The organism is Serratia sp. PAMC26656, assembly GCF_016469055.2.
GTDB classification, from domain to species: Bacteria; Pseudomonadota; Gammaproteobacteria; order Enterobacterales; family Enterobacteriaceae; genus Serratia; species Serratia plymuthica.
This window is the reverse complement of sequence record NZ_CP150486.1, coordinates 2,263,793-2,279,193: the sequence shown is the minus strand read 5'-3', so window position 1 is coordinate 2,279,193 and position 15,401 is coordinate 2,263,793. Positions and strand designations below refer to the sequence as shown.

Below are 15,401 nucleotides of genomic sequence, written 5' to 3'. Positions count from 1 at the left end.
CAAGGTACAACTTAGGCATGCTATCACCTCCAGTAACAATCATCCATCAGGTGGTATATGAACATACATACAAATCATTTTCGTATTCGGCGTATCGGCGTCAACAATACAACACTCAACGTGGCCACTGGCGGCTCAGGCCCGGCTATCCTCTTTTTACACGGTTGGCCCCATACCTGGGAAATCTGGCGTGATGTCATGAAGAAGATGCAATCAAACTATACCGTCATTGCCCCCGATCTGCGCGGTCTGGGTGCCAGCGCAAGAGAAGAAAGGGGCTACGACCTGCATACGCTTGCCGATGATGCGGCCGGGATTTTGGATGCATTGGATCTGCAAACTGCAGGGATTGTGGGGATTGATTTGGGCGTCGCTGTCTCCTGGATGCTCGCTGCACGCCATCCTGCCAGAGCCAGCAAGCTTGTAGTTATGGAAGGACTACTCGGAACCCTCCCTGGCGCTGAGGCCTTCGTGAAAAATGGACCACCGTGGTGGTTCGGTTTCCATCAAGTCCCTGGGTTCGCCGAGAAGGTTCTGGAGGGTAACGAAGCAGCGTATATTGATGAATTCTTGCTGTCAGGAACTAAAGGACGCAAAGGCGTCGCAACCGAGATTCGCAGAGCATTCATTGATGCTTACAGCAACCGTGACGCTATGCGCTGCGGTTTCGAACATTACCGTGCCCTCCCCGAAAATGCACGTCAGATTAAAGACATGGTTACGGAAAACAAACTCGAATTACCCGTCATGGCCATCGCTGGCGGCATTGTAGGCAGCGCCCTGGCAGGCCAATTGCGCAGCGTAACCGCTGACCTGACGGAAATAACCCTTACCGACTGCGCGCACCTTATCCCTCTGGAACAACCGGCAGCTCTGGTCGCTCAACTGCGCACGTTTCTGTGATGAACGTCCAGTAGCAACATTCCCTCATCTACAAATTCATTAAAAAATAGTAGAGCGACTTATTAGAGGAGCGAAAGGCAATTGTGGAGGCATTAAAAACGTGCGGTGCATGCCCAAAGGACGGCTTGCCCGCTCACACCGGTCGCGTGCTGCTCGGAATAAAATCGACTGATAGCAGCAAAGAATATCGGCCCATCCGAATGGATAAAATACGGCTGTTTCTTCTTCGGATCATCTGGTGACTTCTTCCATTCGTACCAGCCATCGGCGACAACCAGCATGCGGCCATGATCCCACAGCGGTTTAAACATCCGGCTACTTGCAGCCGTTTCGACACGTGCATTGAGTACTGGCTGCCGCTTCATCTCAAGCCACCAATCAGGGCCGTATCCCCATAGAACCGGATCCATATGGAGCTAGATATCGTGCTGATTGATGAGTAAAACATGGGTACCAAGTGCAACGTTATACCGTCCGATAGGCACAGTATCCAGAGCATCAGCATATTCGAGCTCTGATGCCAAATAATCGAGATAGTCGGCCCGTGTCTGTACCTGAGCAAATCGTCCGCACATAGAATCACCATGGCTTTGATATATAGCTTTCCTTTTTAACCTAAACCGTCAACCGGCGATTTTTAATATCCAATCACAGCCCCTTCATATCAAATTTTTAACGACAATAATAAGGGCGTAGCAATGCTACAGCCTCATATATAGAGGGTTATATATGGCACGAACTCAATTATTAAAGGATTGGGCGATCGAGGAATTCGGTGAAGAAACATGCCCAAGTTATGACACGCTTCTTTCATATGCGAAGAATAAAATGATCTATCCACCACCTCAAAAAGCTGGCCGTTACTGGCGTGTTGAAAAAGGGGCTCGGTATATTGGCCTGTCATGCAAACCTGTGACAAATAAAAATGACGACCCCCGTTTGCTAAGGATATTAAATAATGGCAAGGCCACGTAAGTATGCATTAGACACACCTGGGCTTTATTGCAGCACAGATAAGAGAACTCAACGCGTTTACTGGAAGTATATGCATCCTATTACTGGGGATGTGCACGGATTAGGAACCAACGCAGAAGAAGCGAAAGAAATAGCGATCGAGGCAAATGCCAGATTTTCCGAACAGCAGTTACAGAATACCTTAGCTGTGCGGGACAACTTAGTCCGTGCTATTGGCGGTAGCATTAGTGTTTCGACGTGGCTTGATCGCTATATTGATATTCAGGAGGAGCGCAAGGCAGCAAAGGAAATCACAGAAAATACAGTTAAACAGAAAATAGCCGTGGTGGTATGGTTCAAGCCAACACGATCAGCCCCAGCTTTAAAAAATTCGGGAGCTATCGGGGTTGTCATGGGACAAAGGATCGCCCCCTACTTTTCATGAAATTCGGTCGCTTTCGGAACGCGTATACAGAGAGCGAAAAGTTAATACCAAGGATTTATTAGGACATAAAAGCCAGCGTCAAACTGACCGCTACAATGATGCTCGAGGTAAAGAATGGAAGGTTGTGGGCATATGAAATTAGGTCAATTTTTAAGCAGTTTTGCAGAAGAATTTTTTGAGGGGGGAAAAACTACGGGGGCCGAAGCCCCCGTTGACATTTTCAGCAATGCTGAAAATTACATGTGTTTAACGATAGCGTCGCCAAACTCTGAACATTTCAGCAGCTTAGCGCCTTCCATCAGGCGTTCGAAGTCATAGGTCACGGTCTTGGCAGCGATGGCGCCTTCCATGCCCTTAACGATCAGGTCAGCCGCTTCGAACCAGCCCATGTGACGCAGCATCATTTCTGCGGACAGGATGATGGAACCTGGGTTCACTTTGTCCTGGCCGGCATACTTAGGTGCGGTGCCGTGGGTCGCTTCGAACAGCGCGCAATCGGAACCGATGTTGGCGCCTGGTGCGATACCGATACCGCCAACCTGTGCGGCCAGGGCGTCGGAGATGTAGTCACCGTTCAGGTTCATACAGGCGATCACGTCGTATTCCGCCGGGCGCAGCAGGATTTGCTGCAGGAAGGCGTCGGCGATCACGTCTTTAACCACGATCTCTTTACCGGTGTTCGGGTTCTTGATTTTCAGCCACGGGCCGCCGTCGATCAGTTCGCCGCCGAACTCTTCGCGCGCCAGTTCGTAGCCCCAATCCTTGAAGGCACCTTCGGTGAACTTCATGATGTTGCCTTTGTGAACCAGGGTCACAGAGTCACGGTCGTTGGTGATGGCATATTCGATCGCCGCACGCACCAGACGTTTGGTCCCTTCTTCGGAACATGGCTTGACGCCGATACCGCATTGTTCCGGGAAGCGGATTTTCTTCACGCCCATTTCGTCGCGCAGGAACTTGATCACTTTGTCTGCTTCGGCAGAACCGGCTTTCCATTCGATACCCGCATAGATGTCTTCGGCGTTTTCGCGGAAGATCACCATGTCGGTCAGCTCTGGCTGTTTAACCGGGCTAGGGGTGCCCTGGTAGTAACGCACCGGACGCAGACACACATACAGATCCAGTTGCTGGCGCAGAGCCACGTTCAGGGAGCGAATACCGCCACCGACCGGGGTAGTCAGCGGGCCTTTGATGGCAACGCGGTAGTCACGGATCAGATCCAGGGTTTCTTCCGGCAGCCACACGTCTTTCCCGTAAACGTGAGTGGATTTTTCACCGGTGTAGATTTCCATCCAGGAGATTTTACGTTCGCCGTGGTAGGCCTTTTTCACAGCCGCATCAACCACGTGAATCATAGCAGGGGTAACGTCAACGCCAATGCCGTCGCCTTCGATGAACGGGATGATCGGGTTATTCGGAACAACCAGTTTACCCTGGGCATCGACCGTAATCTGTTTACCTTCTGCCGGAACAACTACTTTGCTTTCCATCAACCTCTCCTTCAAGCGCAATTTTTGTTAATGCTTTGTAAGATGCGTGTAGATACTACTCGAATATTCAGTCCGCGCCAATCCGAAACGGATTCAGTTATAATGCGCCTATCATCCGTAATCTCAACTGTTATGAAAAAATTCCCTGTTAAAAATCACAACGTTAAACGATTCAGCAAGCCAAACGCCGCCAAACCTGCTGTAGCACAGGGTCCGCGCCGCGTGGTGTTATTCAATAAACCCTTCGATGTGCTCCCCCAATTTACCGATGAAACCGGCCGCGCCACGCTGAAAGAATACATTCCTTTTCCCGATGTATACGCCGCCGGGCGACTGGATCGCGACAGCGAAGGATTATTGGTGCTGACCAATGACGGCAAGCTGCAAGCGCAGCTCACCCTGCCGGGCAAACGCACCGGTAAAGTGTATTACGTACAGGTTGAGGGCGCGCCGCAGGAAGCCGATCTGGCACCGCTGCGCAGCGGCGTTACGCTCAAAGACGGCCCCACTCTGCCGGCCGGCGTGGAGTTGGTCAGCGAGCCGGAATGGCTGTGGCCGCGCAACCCGCCGATCCGCGAACGCAAGGCGATCCCCACCGCCTGGTTGAAAATCACCCTGTTCGAGGGCCGAAATCGCCAGGTGCGTCGCATGACGGCGCATATCGGGTTCCCTACCCTGCGCCTGATTCGCTACAGTATGGGCGAGCTTTCCCTGGGTGCATTGCAACCTGGCGAATGGAAAACCCTTGATTCACTGTAGCCAGCCGCGGGAAAAACCAAGGGTATGCCAACACATCAACCAGCCGCTGTAAGGGGCCGTTATGTTTAAACCGCACGTCACCGTCGCCTGCGTGGTTCACGCCGCCGGGAAATTTCTGATCGTCGAAGAGACCATCAACAGCAAAGCGTTATGGAATCAGCCGGCCGGCCACCTGGAGGCCGATGAAACCCTGGTGCAAGCCGCCGAACGCGAACTGTGGGAAGAAACCGGCATCCGCGCCACGCCGCAGTCGTTCCTCAAACTGCACCAGTGGATCGCCCCGGACAACACGCCGTTTTTGCGTTTTTGTTTTGTCATTGAGCTGGAGCACCCTCTGCCCACCGAGCCGCAAGACAGCGATATCGACCGCTGCCTGTGGCTTAGCGCCGAAGAGATTTTGCAGGCACCCAACCTGCGTTCCGGGCTGGTTGCGGAAAGTCTCCGTTGTTACCAGCAGCCGGAGCGCTACCCGCTCTCCTTGGTCGGCAGCTATAATTGGCCGTTCTGAGATGAATAAGTGCCGTGCGCCGGCGCGGCCAACGTGGTAAAATCCTGCGCTTGTTTTTTATCGCACGGTTCGTGTTCAAGTTCGTGAGACTCCCATGTCAGATAACAGCCAGAAAAAAGTAATCGTCGGTATGTCCGGCGGCGTCGACTCTTCCGTTACTGCCTATCTGTTACAGCAACAGGGCTATCAGGTCGCTGGGCTGTTTATGAAGAACTGGGAAGAGGACGATGACGAAGAATATTGTTCTGCAGCGACCGATTTGGCCGATGCGCAGGCCGTGTGCGACAAACTCGGCATCGAGCTGCATACGGTGAACTTCGCGGCAGAGTACTGGGACAACGTTTTTGAGCTGTTCCTCGAAGAGTACAAGGCCGGTCGCACGCCGAACCCGGACATCCTGTGCAATAAAGAAATCAAATTCAAAGCCTTCCTGGAATTCGCCGCAGAAGATCTGGGGGCGGACTTTATCGCCACCGGGCACTACGTGCGCCGCCAGGACGTGGACGGCAAAAGCCGCCTGCTGCGCGGCGTCGACGGCAACAAAGACCAGAGCTACTTCCTGTATACCCTGAGCCACGAGCAGGTCGCGCAAAGCCTGTTCCCGGTTGGTGAACTGGAAAAGCCGGAGGTGCGCCGCATCGCCGAGCAGCTGGAGCTGGTTACCGCCAAGAAAAAAGACTCTACCGGCATCTGCTTTATCGGCGAGCGCAAATTCCGTGATTTCCTCGGCCGCTACCTGCCGGCGCAGCCAGGCCCTATCGTCAACGTCGATGGCCAGACCGTCGGCGAGCACCAGGGGCTGATGTATCACACCCTCGGCCAGCGCAAAGGGCTGGGCATTGGCGGCATGAAAGACAGCAGCGAAGATCCGTGGTACGTGGTAGACAAAGACGTCGCCAACAACGTGCTGGTGGTCGCTCAGGGGCATGATCATCCGCGCCTGATGTCTACCGGCCTGATCGCGCAGCAGCTGCATTGGGTCGATCGCCTGCCGCTGAGCGGGCCATTGCGCTGTACGGTGAAAACCCGTTATCGCCAGCAGGATATCCCGTGCACCGTTACGCCACTGGATGACCAGCGCATCGAAGTGCGTTTCGACGAGCCGGTCGCCGCCGTCACCCCAGGCCAGTCAGCCGTGTTTTATCAGGACGAAATCTGCCTCGGTGGCGGCATTATCGAACAGCGTTTACAGGAGTAACCGTGGCGAAAAATTATTATGACATTACGCTGGCGATGGCTGGAATCAGCCAGTCAGCGCGTCTGGTCCAGCAACTGGCGCACGAGGGGATATGCGATAAAGACGCCTTGCATGTCTCGTTGAGCAGCCTGCTGCAAATGGATCCACCTTCCACGCTGGCGGTGTTCGGCGGCGAAGAGCGCAACCTGAAAATGGGCCTCGAGACGCTGATGGGCGTGCTCAATGCCAATAACAAGGGGCCGGGCGCCGAACTGACCCGCTACACCATCAGCCTGATGGTGCTGGAGCGCAAGCTCAACGCCAATAAGCAGGCGATGAACCAGCTTGGCGAACGCCTCGGCCAGCTGGAGCGCCAGTTGGCGCATTTTGATTTGGAATCAGACACTATTATCAGCGCGCTGGCCGGCATTTATGTCGATGTGGTCAGCCCGCTCGGACCGCGCATCCAGGTGATAGGTTCGCCGGCTATCCTGCAGAACACGCAGGTGCAGGCCAAGGTTCGCGCCACGCTGCTGGCCGGCATTCGTGCCGCCGTGCTGTGGCAACAGGTTGGCGGCAGCCGCCTGCAATTAATGTTTTCTCGTAATCGTCTGTTTAAACAGGCGCAAAATATCGTTGCTCATTGTTAATCGATCCCAGGAGTTGCTACCGATGGAATTATCCTCACTGACCGCCGTTTCACCCGTTGATGGACGCTACGGTGATAAAGTCAGCGCACTGCGCACCATTTTCAGCGAATACGGTCTGCTGAAATTCCGCGTGCAGGTTGAAGTACGTTGGCTGCAAAAACTGGCCGCCTGCGCAGAAATCAAGGAAGTTCCCGCTTTTGACGCCGACGCAAACGCTTTCCTCGACAAGATCGTCGCAGAGTTCAGCGAAGAAGACGCGCAGCGCATCAAGACTATCGAACGCACCACCAACCACGACGTGAAAGCGGTTGAGTATTTCCTGAAGGAAAAAGTGGAAGCCGTCCCTGCCCTGCAGGCGGTCTCCGAGTTCATCCACTTTGCCTGCACCTCAGAAGATATCAACAACCTGTCCCACGCGCTGATGCTGCAAACCGCACGTCAGGACGTGGTGCTGCCGTACTGGCGCAAAATCATCGATTCGATCAAGGGCCTGGCGTTGGAATATCGCGATATTCCTTTGCTGTCCCGCACCCACGGCCAGCCGGCGACCCCGTCGACCGTAGGTAAAGAATTCGCCAACGTGGCCTACCGCATGGAACGCCAGTTCCGTCAGCTGGAACGCGTTGAGATCATGGGTAAAATCAACGGTGCGGTCGGCAACTACAACGCCCACATCGTCGCTTATCCGGAAGTGGACTGGCACCAGTTCAGCGAAACCTTCGTTACCTCGCTGGGCATCACTTGGAACCCGTACACCACTCAGATCGAACCGCACGACTACATCGCCGAGCTGTTCGACTGCGTAGCGCGCTTCAACACCATCCTGATCGACTTCGACCGTGATATCTGGGGTTACATCGCCCTGAATCACTTCAAGCAGAAGACCATCGCCGGTGAAATCGGTTCTTCCACCATGCCGCACAAGGTCAACCCGATCGACTTCGAAAACTCCGAAGGCAACCTGGGCCTGTCCAACGCAGTGTTGGGCCATCTGGCCAGCAAACTGCCGGTTTCCCGCTGGCAGCGCGACCTGACCGACTCCACCGTGCTGCGTAATCTGGGCGTGGGCCTGGGCTATGCGCTGATCGCCTATCAGGCGACCATGAAAGGCATCAGCAAGCTGGAAGTCAACCAGGCGCACCTGCTGGACGAGCTGGATCATAACTGGGAAGTGCTGGCCGAGCCGATCCAGACCGTGATGCGCCGTTACGGCATCGAAAAGCCGTACGAGAAGCTGAAAGAGCTGACCCGTGGCAAGCGCGTGGATGCCGCCGGCATGCAGGCGTTTATCGACGGTTTGGCGCTGCCGGAAGAAGAGAAAACCCGCCTGAAAGCCATGACCCCGGCTAACTACATTGGCCGCGCCGCCACCATGGTTGACGAGCTGAAATAATCGGTCTGGTTAGAAAGCACAAAGGCGGCCAAATGGCCGCCTTTCGTATTGTAGAGCCTCAACGCATAAACGCCTGCAACCGTTGTTTCTGCTGCCCCTGCGCGTTGAAGTTGCCCGGGCTTAACCACTGCTCGAAGGCGGCTTTAATGGCCGGCCAGCGATCCGATGTGATGGCGAACCAGTCGGTATCGCGGCTGCGGCCCTTGGTGATCACCGCATACCTGAACCGGCCCTCGTAATTGAAACCGAACCTTGCCGCCGCCTGTCTGGACGGCGCGTTGTGGCTGTCGCATTTCCATTCACAGCGGCGATACCCCAAATCATCGAACAGGTGGCGCAGCATCAGATAGACGGCCTCCGTTGCGCTGGAGCGTTGTTTCATCGCCGGCGACCAACTGACGTGGCCAATCTCCAGCACGCCGTTGCCTTCATCGATGCGCATATAAGCTACGGTGCCGACCGGTGCGTGGCTTGCGCTGTCGAACACCGTCATGTTCTCCAACGCAGGGTTGGCCTGAAGCTGAATCAGGTGCTGCAACATCGCCGCCGGGCTGTCCGGCCGTTCGATGGATAAATAGGTCCAGTCGCGGCCATCCGGGGCCAGTTGGAATGCGCGGAACAGGGCTGCGTGATCCCGCTGCGGATCAAGCGATTTCATGAAGCAAAAGCGCCCGTCGAGCGGCTCTCCGGCAGGCCGTTGCGGTGCCCGCCAATCGGTTAATGGCTCGCCCACCGGCTGCCCGAATTGATTGAACGCCATAAAGCCCCTCGCAGCCTGTAATTAACGGGTATAGATGATGAACGAACTTCTTTTGCCTATTTTGTCGTACAGCGAACGCGCCGGGGCGTTATATTCCTGCGTCATCCAGTAAACCCGGTCGCTGCCCCTTTCATTGGCAAGCTGATAAGCCTGCTCAAATAGCTTCTCGGACACCTTCTTGCCGCGCGCCACAGGGGAAACATAGAGATCTTCAATATAACAATAACCGGCGGAGCTCCAGGTTGAAGGGTGGAAAATCAGGTTCATCAACCCCAGAAGATTGCCGTTTGCGTCCTCCGCCACCAGCCCATAAACCTGCTGATCCGAGCATAAACGTTCAAACGTGTGTTCGGTGACCTGCGCGGCAATGTCCGCACGATAAAAATGAAGATATCCCTGCCACAGATCCAACCACTGCGATTTATCGCCGTTTTGTATTTTGCGTACCACAACGCCATTGTTTACCGGGTGCATAGTGCCTCTCTGGTTTTAAGATATTATTTCCACAGGAGAAATAACCTGATACCAACAGGGTACACCGGCCATTGCGGGCTGAATACAGACCAATTCATAACAGTGAGCAGACCAATTTTGACGACATAAACGCCTTTTAATCGGCCTGCGGCAGCGCGCTGAAAATAGAGGATAATTTTTTGATGAACTTTACGATTTCATCCGGCGTGTAGGCCGAGAAGCCAAACACCAGCGCCCCTTCCCGAGGTTGGCCGGTGTAAAAATCCGCCAGCCCATAGACCTTCATTCCCTGCGCGGCGGCGGCCTGAATCAAACGCCGCTCGGTAGCCGCATCCGCCAACGGGCACACCAATTGCAGTCCGCCCTGCGGCAGCGGCGGCCGGGTCCAGGCAGTAAGATACTGATGGACCGCCGCATGCAGAATATCGAGCCTGGCCTTATACAGCTTGCGCATATTCCTTAAGTGTTCGGCATAAAAATCGCCGTTTAAAAAGCGGAACAGGGTCATTTGCGGCAATGCAGAGGTATAACCATCCTGGAATTGTTTGGCAGCCACCATCGGTTTGATTAACTGTGGCGGAACGATGATAAAACCGATGCGCAGCCCCGGGAACAGGGTTTTGCTGAAAGTGCCGATATACAGCGTGCGTTGGTATTTATCCAGCCCCTGCAGCGAAGCCCTGGTCAGCCCGTCATAATTGAATTCGGAATCGTAATCATCTTCAATAATCCAGGCCTTGTGCTGCTGCGCCCATTCCAGCAGTTTCAATCTTCTGTCGATGCTGAGCGAGTGCCCCAGCGGATAATGATGAGATGGCGTGACATACACGCCCCGCCCGCGGTGGCGCGCGTCAATTAATGCGTCAATATCCATTCCGTCATGATCGACCGCGACAGGCTGGGCGATGATCCCCGCAGACTGCACCAGCTTTTTCGCCCCCTGATAACCCGGCTCTTCGACAAATACCCTGTCGCCAGGATTGAACAACACCTGGGTACACAGCGACAGCGCCTGTTGGGAGCTGGTCACCACGATCACCTGCTCCACACTGGCCTTAACGCCCCTTTCGCGCCGCAGATACTCAATGATTTCGCCCCTCAGCTCCACCACTCCCTGGGGATCGGCATAGCCCAACAGACGTTCGCCGTACTGCCGAACCGCCAGCCTTTCCAGTTGCAACCAGCTATCTATCGGGAACAGCCGCAGGTCAGGCAGTGACGGCGTGAGCGAACTGGCACGGCTGGTATGCGGCGCATGGGCGGCCACCAGCAACGAGCGGCCATGCGCGCTCAGTTCCCGTTCCGCCAGCAATGCGCTTTCGGCATCATCCGCCGCCAACAGCTCGCGGCCAATCAGGGTGCTTCGCTGATAGCTGACAAAGCTGCCGCGCCCCACCGCGCGGGCAATGTAGCCTTCGGCTTCCAGTTGGGCATAGGTCACCTCGACGGTATCGCGAGAAACGCCCAGCCCGGCAGCCAGTACCCGGCTGGGAGGAAGTTTCGCCAGATATTGCAGTTCCCCCGCCGTCACCTGCTGTTTGATGGCCAGATGCAGCGCCGCTTTGCGCGTCATGCCCTGTTGCAAATGCCGGGCAAAGCTTGCCTGTAGGGCGGCCGGGGAAGTGGGTGGGCTGCTGTCACTGCTGTGTTTCATGGTGCTCCGGGTCAAGAGAGGGCGGCTTTACTGCCTCACTTTACCTTATTTCCCCCTCTGAGCGGGCATATCAGGTCATCGCTCTAAGCCTTGCCTATTGTGAACAAAATGTTTTGAAACAGATCATTGATTGTTTCATTTGCTGTGCAAGATCTACACTAAAACAACCATACAAGTAGCAAGCTAATTATATGGTTGATCTAATTTTAATACCCCGACCCTGCCCGTTTACTGCCGCTGGATAGCGGCGGTGCAGGCGCGTATTGCCTGCGCGGGCGTTTATTGTGAAACATTGTTCAAGGTGGAATTATGTCGCAACAGCACAACCCCACGCCGCCTCGGCGTAACTTTCTAAAAAAGACCCTGGCGTTAATCCCGCTGGCCGCCGCGAGTAGCGGCATGATGGCACTGGAAGCCAAAGCCGCGCCTGCCGCCGGCGTCTCTGCCCACTATGTGCCGGTTTATTTCAACAACGACGAATGGCGTTTTCTGCTGGCAGCCTGCGATCGGCTCATCCCGGGAGATGCTAACGGCCCCGGCGCGGTGGATCAGGACGTGCCGGTGTTTATCGACAGGCAAATGGAAACCCCGTACGGCCACGGCGGGCTGTGGTATATGCACCCGCCGTTCGTGCCCTCCGCGCCAGAGTTAGGCTACCAATCCAAATTGACGCCACGTGAAACCTATCGAACCGGCATTCGCGAGGTTAATGCCCACTGCCGGCGGCAGTTCCAAAAAGCCTTTGCCGATCTCGGCCACGCCGAGCAGGAACAGTTGCTGACCGCGCTGGAACACGGCCAGCTGGATTCCGATGCCCTGCCCGGCGCGCTGTTTTTCAATCAACTGCTGGCCAATACCAAAGAGGGCTATCTGGCCGATCCGGTTCACGGCGGCAACCAGACATTGGCCTCATGGAAATTGATTGGTTTTCCCGGCGCACGGGCGGATTACACCGACTGGGTCAACCGGCCCAATCAGCCTTATCCTCTCGGCCCGGTCAGTATCTCAAGCAAAAGGAATGCATAAATGAGCGTAATTAAAAAACCACCGGTAGACGTGGTGATCGTCGGGTTTGGCTGGACCGGCGCCATAATGGGAATGGAGTTGACCGAAAGCGGCCTGAACGTGCTGGCACTTGAACGCGGCGAACGGCGTGATACCTATCCGGACTTCGCCTACCCGCGCATTGCCGACGAACTGACCTACGGCATCCGCCTGAAGCTGGCGCAGGAAATGGCAAATGAAACGGTGACCGTGCGCCACACTCCTGCCGACTTCGCGGTGCCTTATCGCCAGCTCGGTTCATTTCTGCCGGGCAACGGCGTTGGCGGCGCCGGCGTTCACTGGAACGGCATGCACTGGCGTGCACTGCCTTCCGATCTGAAGCTGCACACCACCCTCACGGAAAAATACGGTGCTAAATGGATCCCGGAAGGCATGACGTTGCAGGATTATCCGCTCAGCTATCAGGAGTTGGAACCTTACTTCGACAAATTCGAAAAAGTCTGCGGCACCGCCGGTAAGGCCGGTAACCTGCAAGGCAACATCATCAAAGGCGGCAATCCGTTCGAAGGGCCACGCAGCAGTGAATACCCGACCCCGGCACTCAAGCAGCTCTACTCCGGTTCGCTGTTTGGTCAGGCGGCCGAATCCCTGGGCTATCACCCGTTTGCCATTCCCGCAGCCAACTGCTCCAAACCCTACACCAATACTTACGGCGTCCAGCTCGGCCCCTGCAATTTCTGCGGCTACTGCGAGCGCTTCGGCTGTTTTATGTACTCCAAGGCGTCGCCGCAGAGCACCATCCTGCCGGTGCTGACCAAACGTAATAACTTTGAGCTGCGCACCCAGGCGCAGGTGATCAAAGTGAATCTGGACAGCAGCGGCAAGAAAGCCACCGGTGTCACCTATATCAACGCGCAGGGGCAAGAGATCGAGCAACCGGCCGATCTGGTGATCCTCAGCGCTTTCCAGTTGCATAACGTCCGCCTGCTGCTGCTCTCGGGTATCGGCAAACCTTACGATCCGGTGACCGGCGAAGGCGTGGTCGGCAAGAACTATGCCTACCAGATGAACAGCGGCATTTCGCTGTTTTACGACCAGGATACCCATTTCAATCCGTTTATCGGCGCAGGCGCGGCCGGCACGGTGATCGACGATCTGAACGGCGAAAACTTCGATCATGCCGATTTGGGCTTTATCGGCGGCGCCTATATCTCCGCTACCCGTACCGGCGGGCGGCCGATTCAGCAAATGATGCTACCGCCAGGCACTCCCGGTTGGGGCAGCGGCTGGAAACAGGGCATCAAGGATAACTACCCGCACTCGATGAGCATCGGCTCCGAAGGCTCGGTGATGCCGTACCGCGATTGCTATCTGGATCTGGATCCGACCTACAAGGACGCTTACGGCCTGCCGCTGCTGCGCATGACCTTCGACTGGAAGCAAAATGAGATCAAAATGACGCAGCACATCACCGGCAAAATGGTGGATATCGCCAACGCCATGAAACCCAAACAGATGGCGGTTTCGGTGAAGAAAACCGGTGACCATTACGATGTGCGGCCCTACCAGTCAACGCACACGACCGGCGGCGCCATTATCGGCGATAGCCCAGCCACCAGCGTGGTGAATAAGTATCTGCAGTGTTGGGATGTGCCAAACGTATTTGTCACCGGCGCCTGTGCCTTCCCGCAGAACCTGGCCTACAACCCTACCGGCATCGTCGGCGCGTTGGCCTACCATTCGGCCGAGGCGATCCGTAATCAGTATCTGAAGAACCCCGGCCCGCTGGTTCAGGCCTGACGGCATCATAAGGAGCTTATATGAAAGGATTTACCCCCTCGCTGTTAGCGCTGCTGATGCTGAGCGCCGGTGTGGCACAGGCAGCCGACGATGCGCAAAGGATCCAGCACGGAGAATATCTGGCGCGTGCGGGCGACTGCGCCGCCTGCCATACCGCCCCCGGCGGCGTTCCCTTTGCCGGCGGTCTGAAAATGACCACCCCGATCGGCGCCATTTACTCCACCAATATCACGCCGGACAAACAGACCGGCATCGGCGAATACAGCCTGCAAGAGTTCAGCGACGCATTGCGCAAAGGCGTGGCACGCGATGGCACCCGGCTGTATCCGGCCATGCCCTACCCGTCATTTGCCAAAATCAGCGACGAGGATGTGCGTGATCTGTATCTGTACTTCACCCATCAGGTCAAGCCGGTAGCACAGAAAAATAAGGACAGTGATATTCCCTGGCCGCTGAATATGCGCTGGCCGCTGGCGCTATGGAATCTGGCGTTTCGCGAGGACGGCAGCTACCGGCCGGATGCCAAGCAGAGCGCAGAATGGAACCGCGGCGCCTATCTGGTTCAGGGCCTGGGGCACTGCGGCACCTGCCACACGCCGCGTGGCATCGGCTTCCAGGAGAAGGCGCTCACCCAGAATGACAGCGCCTATCTGAGCGGGGGCACGCTGGAGGGCTGGCACGCCGCCAATCTCCGCGCAGACCCGGTCGACGGGCTGGGCAATTGGCGAACGGAAGATATCACCCGCTTCCTGAAAACTGGCCACAACCCACGGTTTGCCGCTTTTGGCTCAATGGTAGACGTCGTGCAGGACAGCACCCAGCACCTGAGCGACGCCGATTTGCAGGCGATCGCCGGCTACCTGCAATCACTGCCGGGTGACAGCCGGCAAAAGTCGCCGCAGGCCGACGCCAAAACGGCGAAATCGCTGTTTAGCGGCGAGCTCAGCCGGCCCGGCGCACAAACTTATCTGGATAACTGTGCCGCCTGCCACCGCAGCGATGGCCTGGGTTATCGCGATACCTTCCCGCAGTTGGCGCACAACCCGGCGCTGTTAGACGAGGATCCTTCTTCGCTGATCAGCATTATTATCAACGGCTCCCGTACGCCGATGACCGTCAGCGCCCCCACCGGGCTGACCATGCCGGACTTCGGCTGGCGGCTGAGCGACGAACAAGTCGCCCAGGTTGCCAGTTTTGTGCGTAGCAGTTGGGGCAACCAAGCCCCGGCGGTGACCGCAGAACAGGTTCGGGAGATCCGTAAAAACAGCGCAGTTAAACCCACTCAGCAGTAATTCCCCCGGGCGCAGCCTATGCGCCCGTCACTTTTCATCCCGCAGTAACCTGCGCCTTAGGCCAATCCTTCAACACCCGACGGTTTAAGTTTGGTTTAACTTTGCTCCGCCATTGTTTATCCGGCGTTTATTAGCCG

Annotated in this window: 14 protein-coding genes and 2 pseudogenes; 11 read left to right on the top strand and 5 right to left on the bottom strand. The window is 56.0% G+C overall.

Translation table 11 applies throughout. From position 1 onward, the window contains the following. The first annotated feature begins 57 nt into the window (after positions 1 to 57). On the top strand, positions 58 to 903 hold the full coding sequence (locus JEM67_RS11720) for an alpha/beta fold hydrolase (RefSeq protein WP_199638919.1): 846 nt from the start codon (positions 58 to 60) through the stop codon (positions 901 to 903). Positions 904 to 1,073: 170 nt separating this feature from the next. Here the strand turns inward: JEM67_RS11720 and JEM67_RS11715 are convergent. Beyond that, a pseudogene (locus JEM67_RS11715) lies at positions 1,074 to 1,478 on the bottom strand (SOS response-associated peptidase family protein); the annotation flags it as partial. Between the two features lie 154 nt (positions 1,479 to 1,632). Here JEM67_RS11715 and JEM67_RS11710 point away from each other — a divergent pair. Then, positions 1,633 to 1,878 (top strand): excisionase, encoded by a 246-nt coding sequence (locus JEM67_RS11710; protein WP_199638917.1) that lies wholly within the window; start codon positions 1,633 to 1,635, stop codon positions 1,876 to 1,878. Further along, a pseudogene (locus JEM67_RS11705) lies at positions 1,859 to 2,438 on the top strand (phage integrase Arm DNA-binding domain-containing protein). Before JEM67_RS11710 ends, JEM67_RS11705 begins: the two are co-directional and overlap by 20 nt. A 100-nt stretch (positions 2,439 to 2,538) precedes the next feature. Here the strand turns inward: JEM67_RS11705 and icd are convergent. After that, complete coding sequence (gene icd, locus JEM67_RS11700; RefSeq protein ID WP_004943319.1) at positions 2,539 to 3,792, bottom strand: NADP-dependent isocitrate dehydrogenase; 1,254 nt, start codon at positions 3,790 to 3,792, stop codon at positions 2,539 to 2,541. A gap of 132 nt (positions 3,793 to 3,924) precedes the next feature. Here icd and rluE point away from each other — a divergent pair, with 132 nt between their 5' ends. The 5 genes from rluE (at position 3,925) to purB (ending at position 8,279) form a co-directional block, all read left to right on the top strand. Then, entirely contained in the window at positions 3,925 to 4,551 is a 627-nt protein-coding gene (gene rluE / locus JEM67_RS11695) for a 23S rRNA pseudouridine(2457) synthase RluE (protein ID WP_199638915.1), read from the top strand. 61 nt (positions 4,552 to 4,612) lie between these two features. Beyond that, a complete protein-coding gene (locus JEM67_RS11690; RefSeq protein ID WP_199638913.1) occupies positions 4,613 to 5,059 on the top strand; it encodes an NUDIX hydrolase in 447 nt (148 codons plus the stop codon). Positions 5,060 to 5,153: 94 nt separating this feature from the next. Beyond that, positions 5,154 to 6,257: a tRNA 2-thiouridine(34) synthase MnmA gene (gene mnmA / locus JEM67_RS11685; protein ID WP_004943312.1), complete on the top strand. Its 1,104-nt coding sequence runs from the start codon at positions 5,154 to 5,156 to the stop codon at positions 6,255 to 6,257. A gap of 2 nt (positions 6,258 to 6,259) precedes the next feature. After that, positions 6,260 to 6,886 carry a high frequency lysogenization protein HflD gene (gene hflD, locus JEM67_RS11680; RefSeq protein ID WP_126482148.1) on the top strand — a complete coding sequence of 209 codons (627 nt, stop codon included), beginning with the start codon at positions 6,260 to 6,262 and terminating at the stop codon, positions 6,884 to 6,886. Between the two features lie 22 nt (positions 6,887 to 6,908). Further along, complete coding sequence (gene purB, locus JEM67_RS11675) at positions 6,909 to 8,279, top strand: adenylosuccinate lyase (protein ID WP_013812533.1); 1,371 nt, start codon at positions 6,909 to 6,911, stop codon at positions 8,277 to 8,279. Positions 8,280 to 8,337: 58 nt separating this feature from the next. Here the strand turns inward: purB and JEM67_RS11670 are convergent, their stop codons facing one another. The 3 genes from JEM67_RS11670 to JEM67_RS11660 form a co-directional block, all read right to left on the bottom strand. Next, positions 8,338 to 9,039 carry a GNAT family N-acetyltransferase gene (locus JEM67_RS11670; RefSeq protein WP_199638911.1) on the bottom strand — a complete coding sequence of 234 codons (702 nt, stop codon included), beginning with the start codon at positions 9,037 to 9,039 and terminating at the stop codon, positions 8,338 to 8,340. A 21-nt stretch (positions 9,040 to 9,060) separates the two neighbouring features. After that, positions 9,061 to 9,513: a GNAT family N-acetyltransferase gene (locus JEM67_RS11665; protein ID WP_013812531.1), complete on the bottom strand. Its 453-nt coding sequence runs from the start codon at positions 9,511 to 9,513 to the stop codon at positions 9,061 to 9,063. Between the two features lie 136 nt (positions 9,514 to 9,649). Next, positions 9,650 to 11,167, bottom strand: a complete 1,518-nt coding sequence (locus JEM67_RS11660) for a PLP-dependent aminotransferase family protein (protein ID WP_199638909.1) — start codon at positions 11,165 to 11,167, stop codon at positions 9,650 to 9,652. A gap of 309 nt (positions 11,168 to 11,476) precedes the next feature. On the opposite strand from JEM67_RS11660, the gene JEM67_RS11655 reads away from it, so the two are divergent. From JEM67_RS11655 to JEM67_RS11645, 3 genes are read left to right on the top strand one after another with little or no spacing between them, the layout of a single operon-like run. Continuing rightward, positions 11,477 to 12,193 (top strand): gluconate 2-dehydrogenase subunit 3 family protein, encoded by a 717-nt coding sequence (locus JEM67_RS11655; RefSeq protein ID WP_199638907.1) that lies wholly within the window; start codon positions 11,477 to 11,479, stop codon positions 12,191 to 12,193. Next, positions 12,194 to 13,972, top strand: a complete 1,779-nt coding sequence (locus JEM67_RS11650) for a GMC family oxidoreductase (RefSeq protein WP_199638905.1) — start codon at positions 12,194 to 12,196, stop codon at positions 13,970 to 13,972. A 20-nt stretch (positions 13,973 to 13,992) separates the two neighbouring features. Then, positions 13,993 to 15,264 carry a c-type cytochrome gene (locus JEM67_RS11645; protein WP_199638903.1) on the top strand — a complete coding sequence of 424 codons (1,272 nt, stop codon included), beginning with the start codon at positions 13,993 to 13,995 and terminating at the stop codon, positions 15,262 to 15,264. Positions 15,265 to 15,401: the final 137 nt, after the last annotated feature.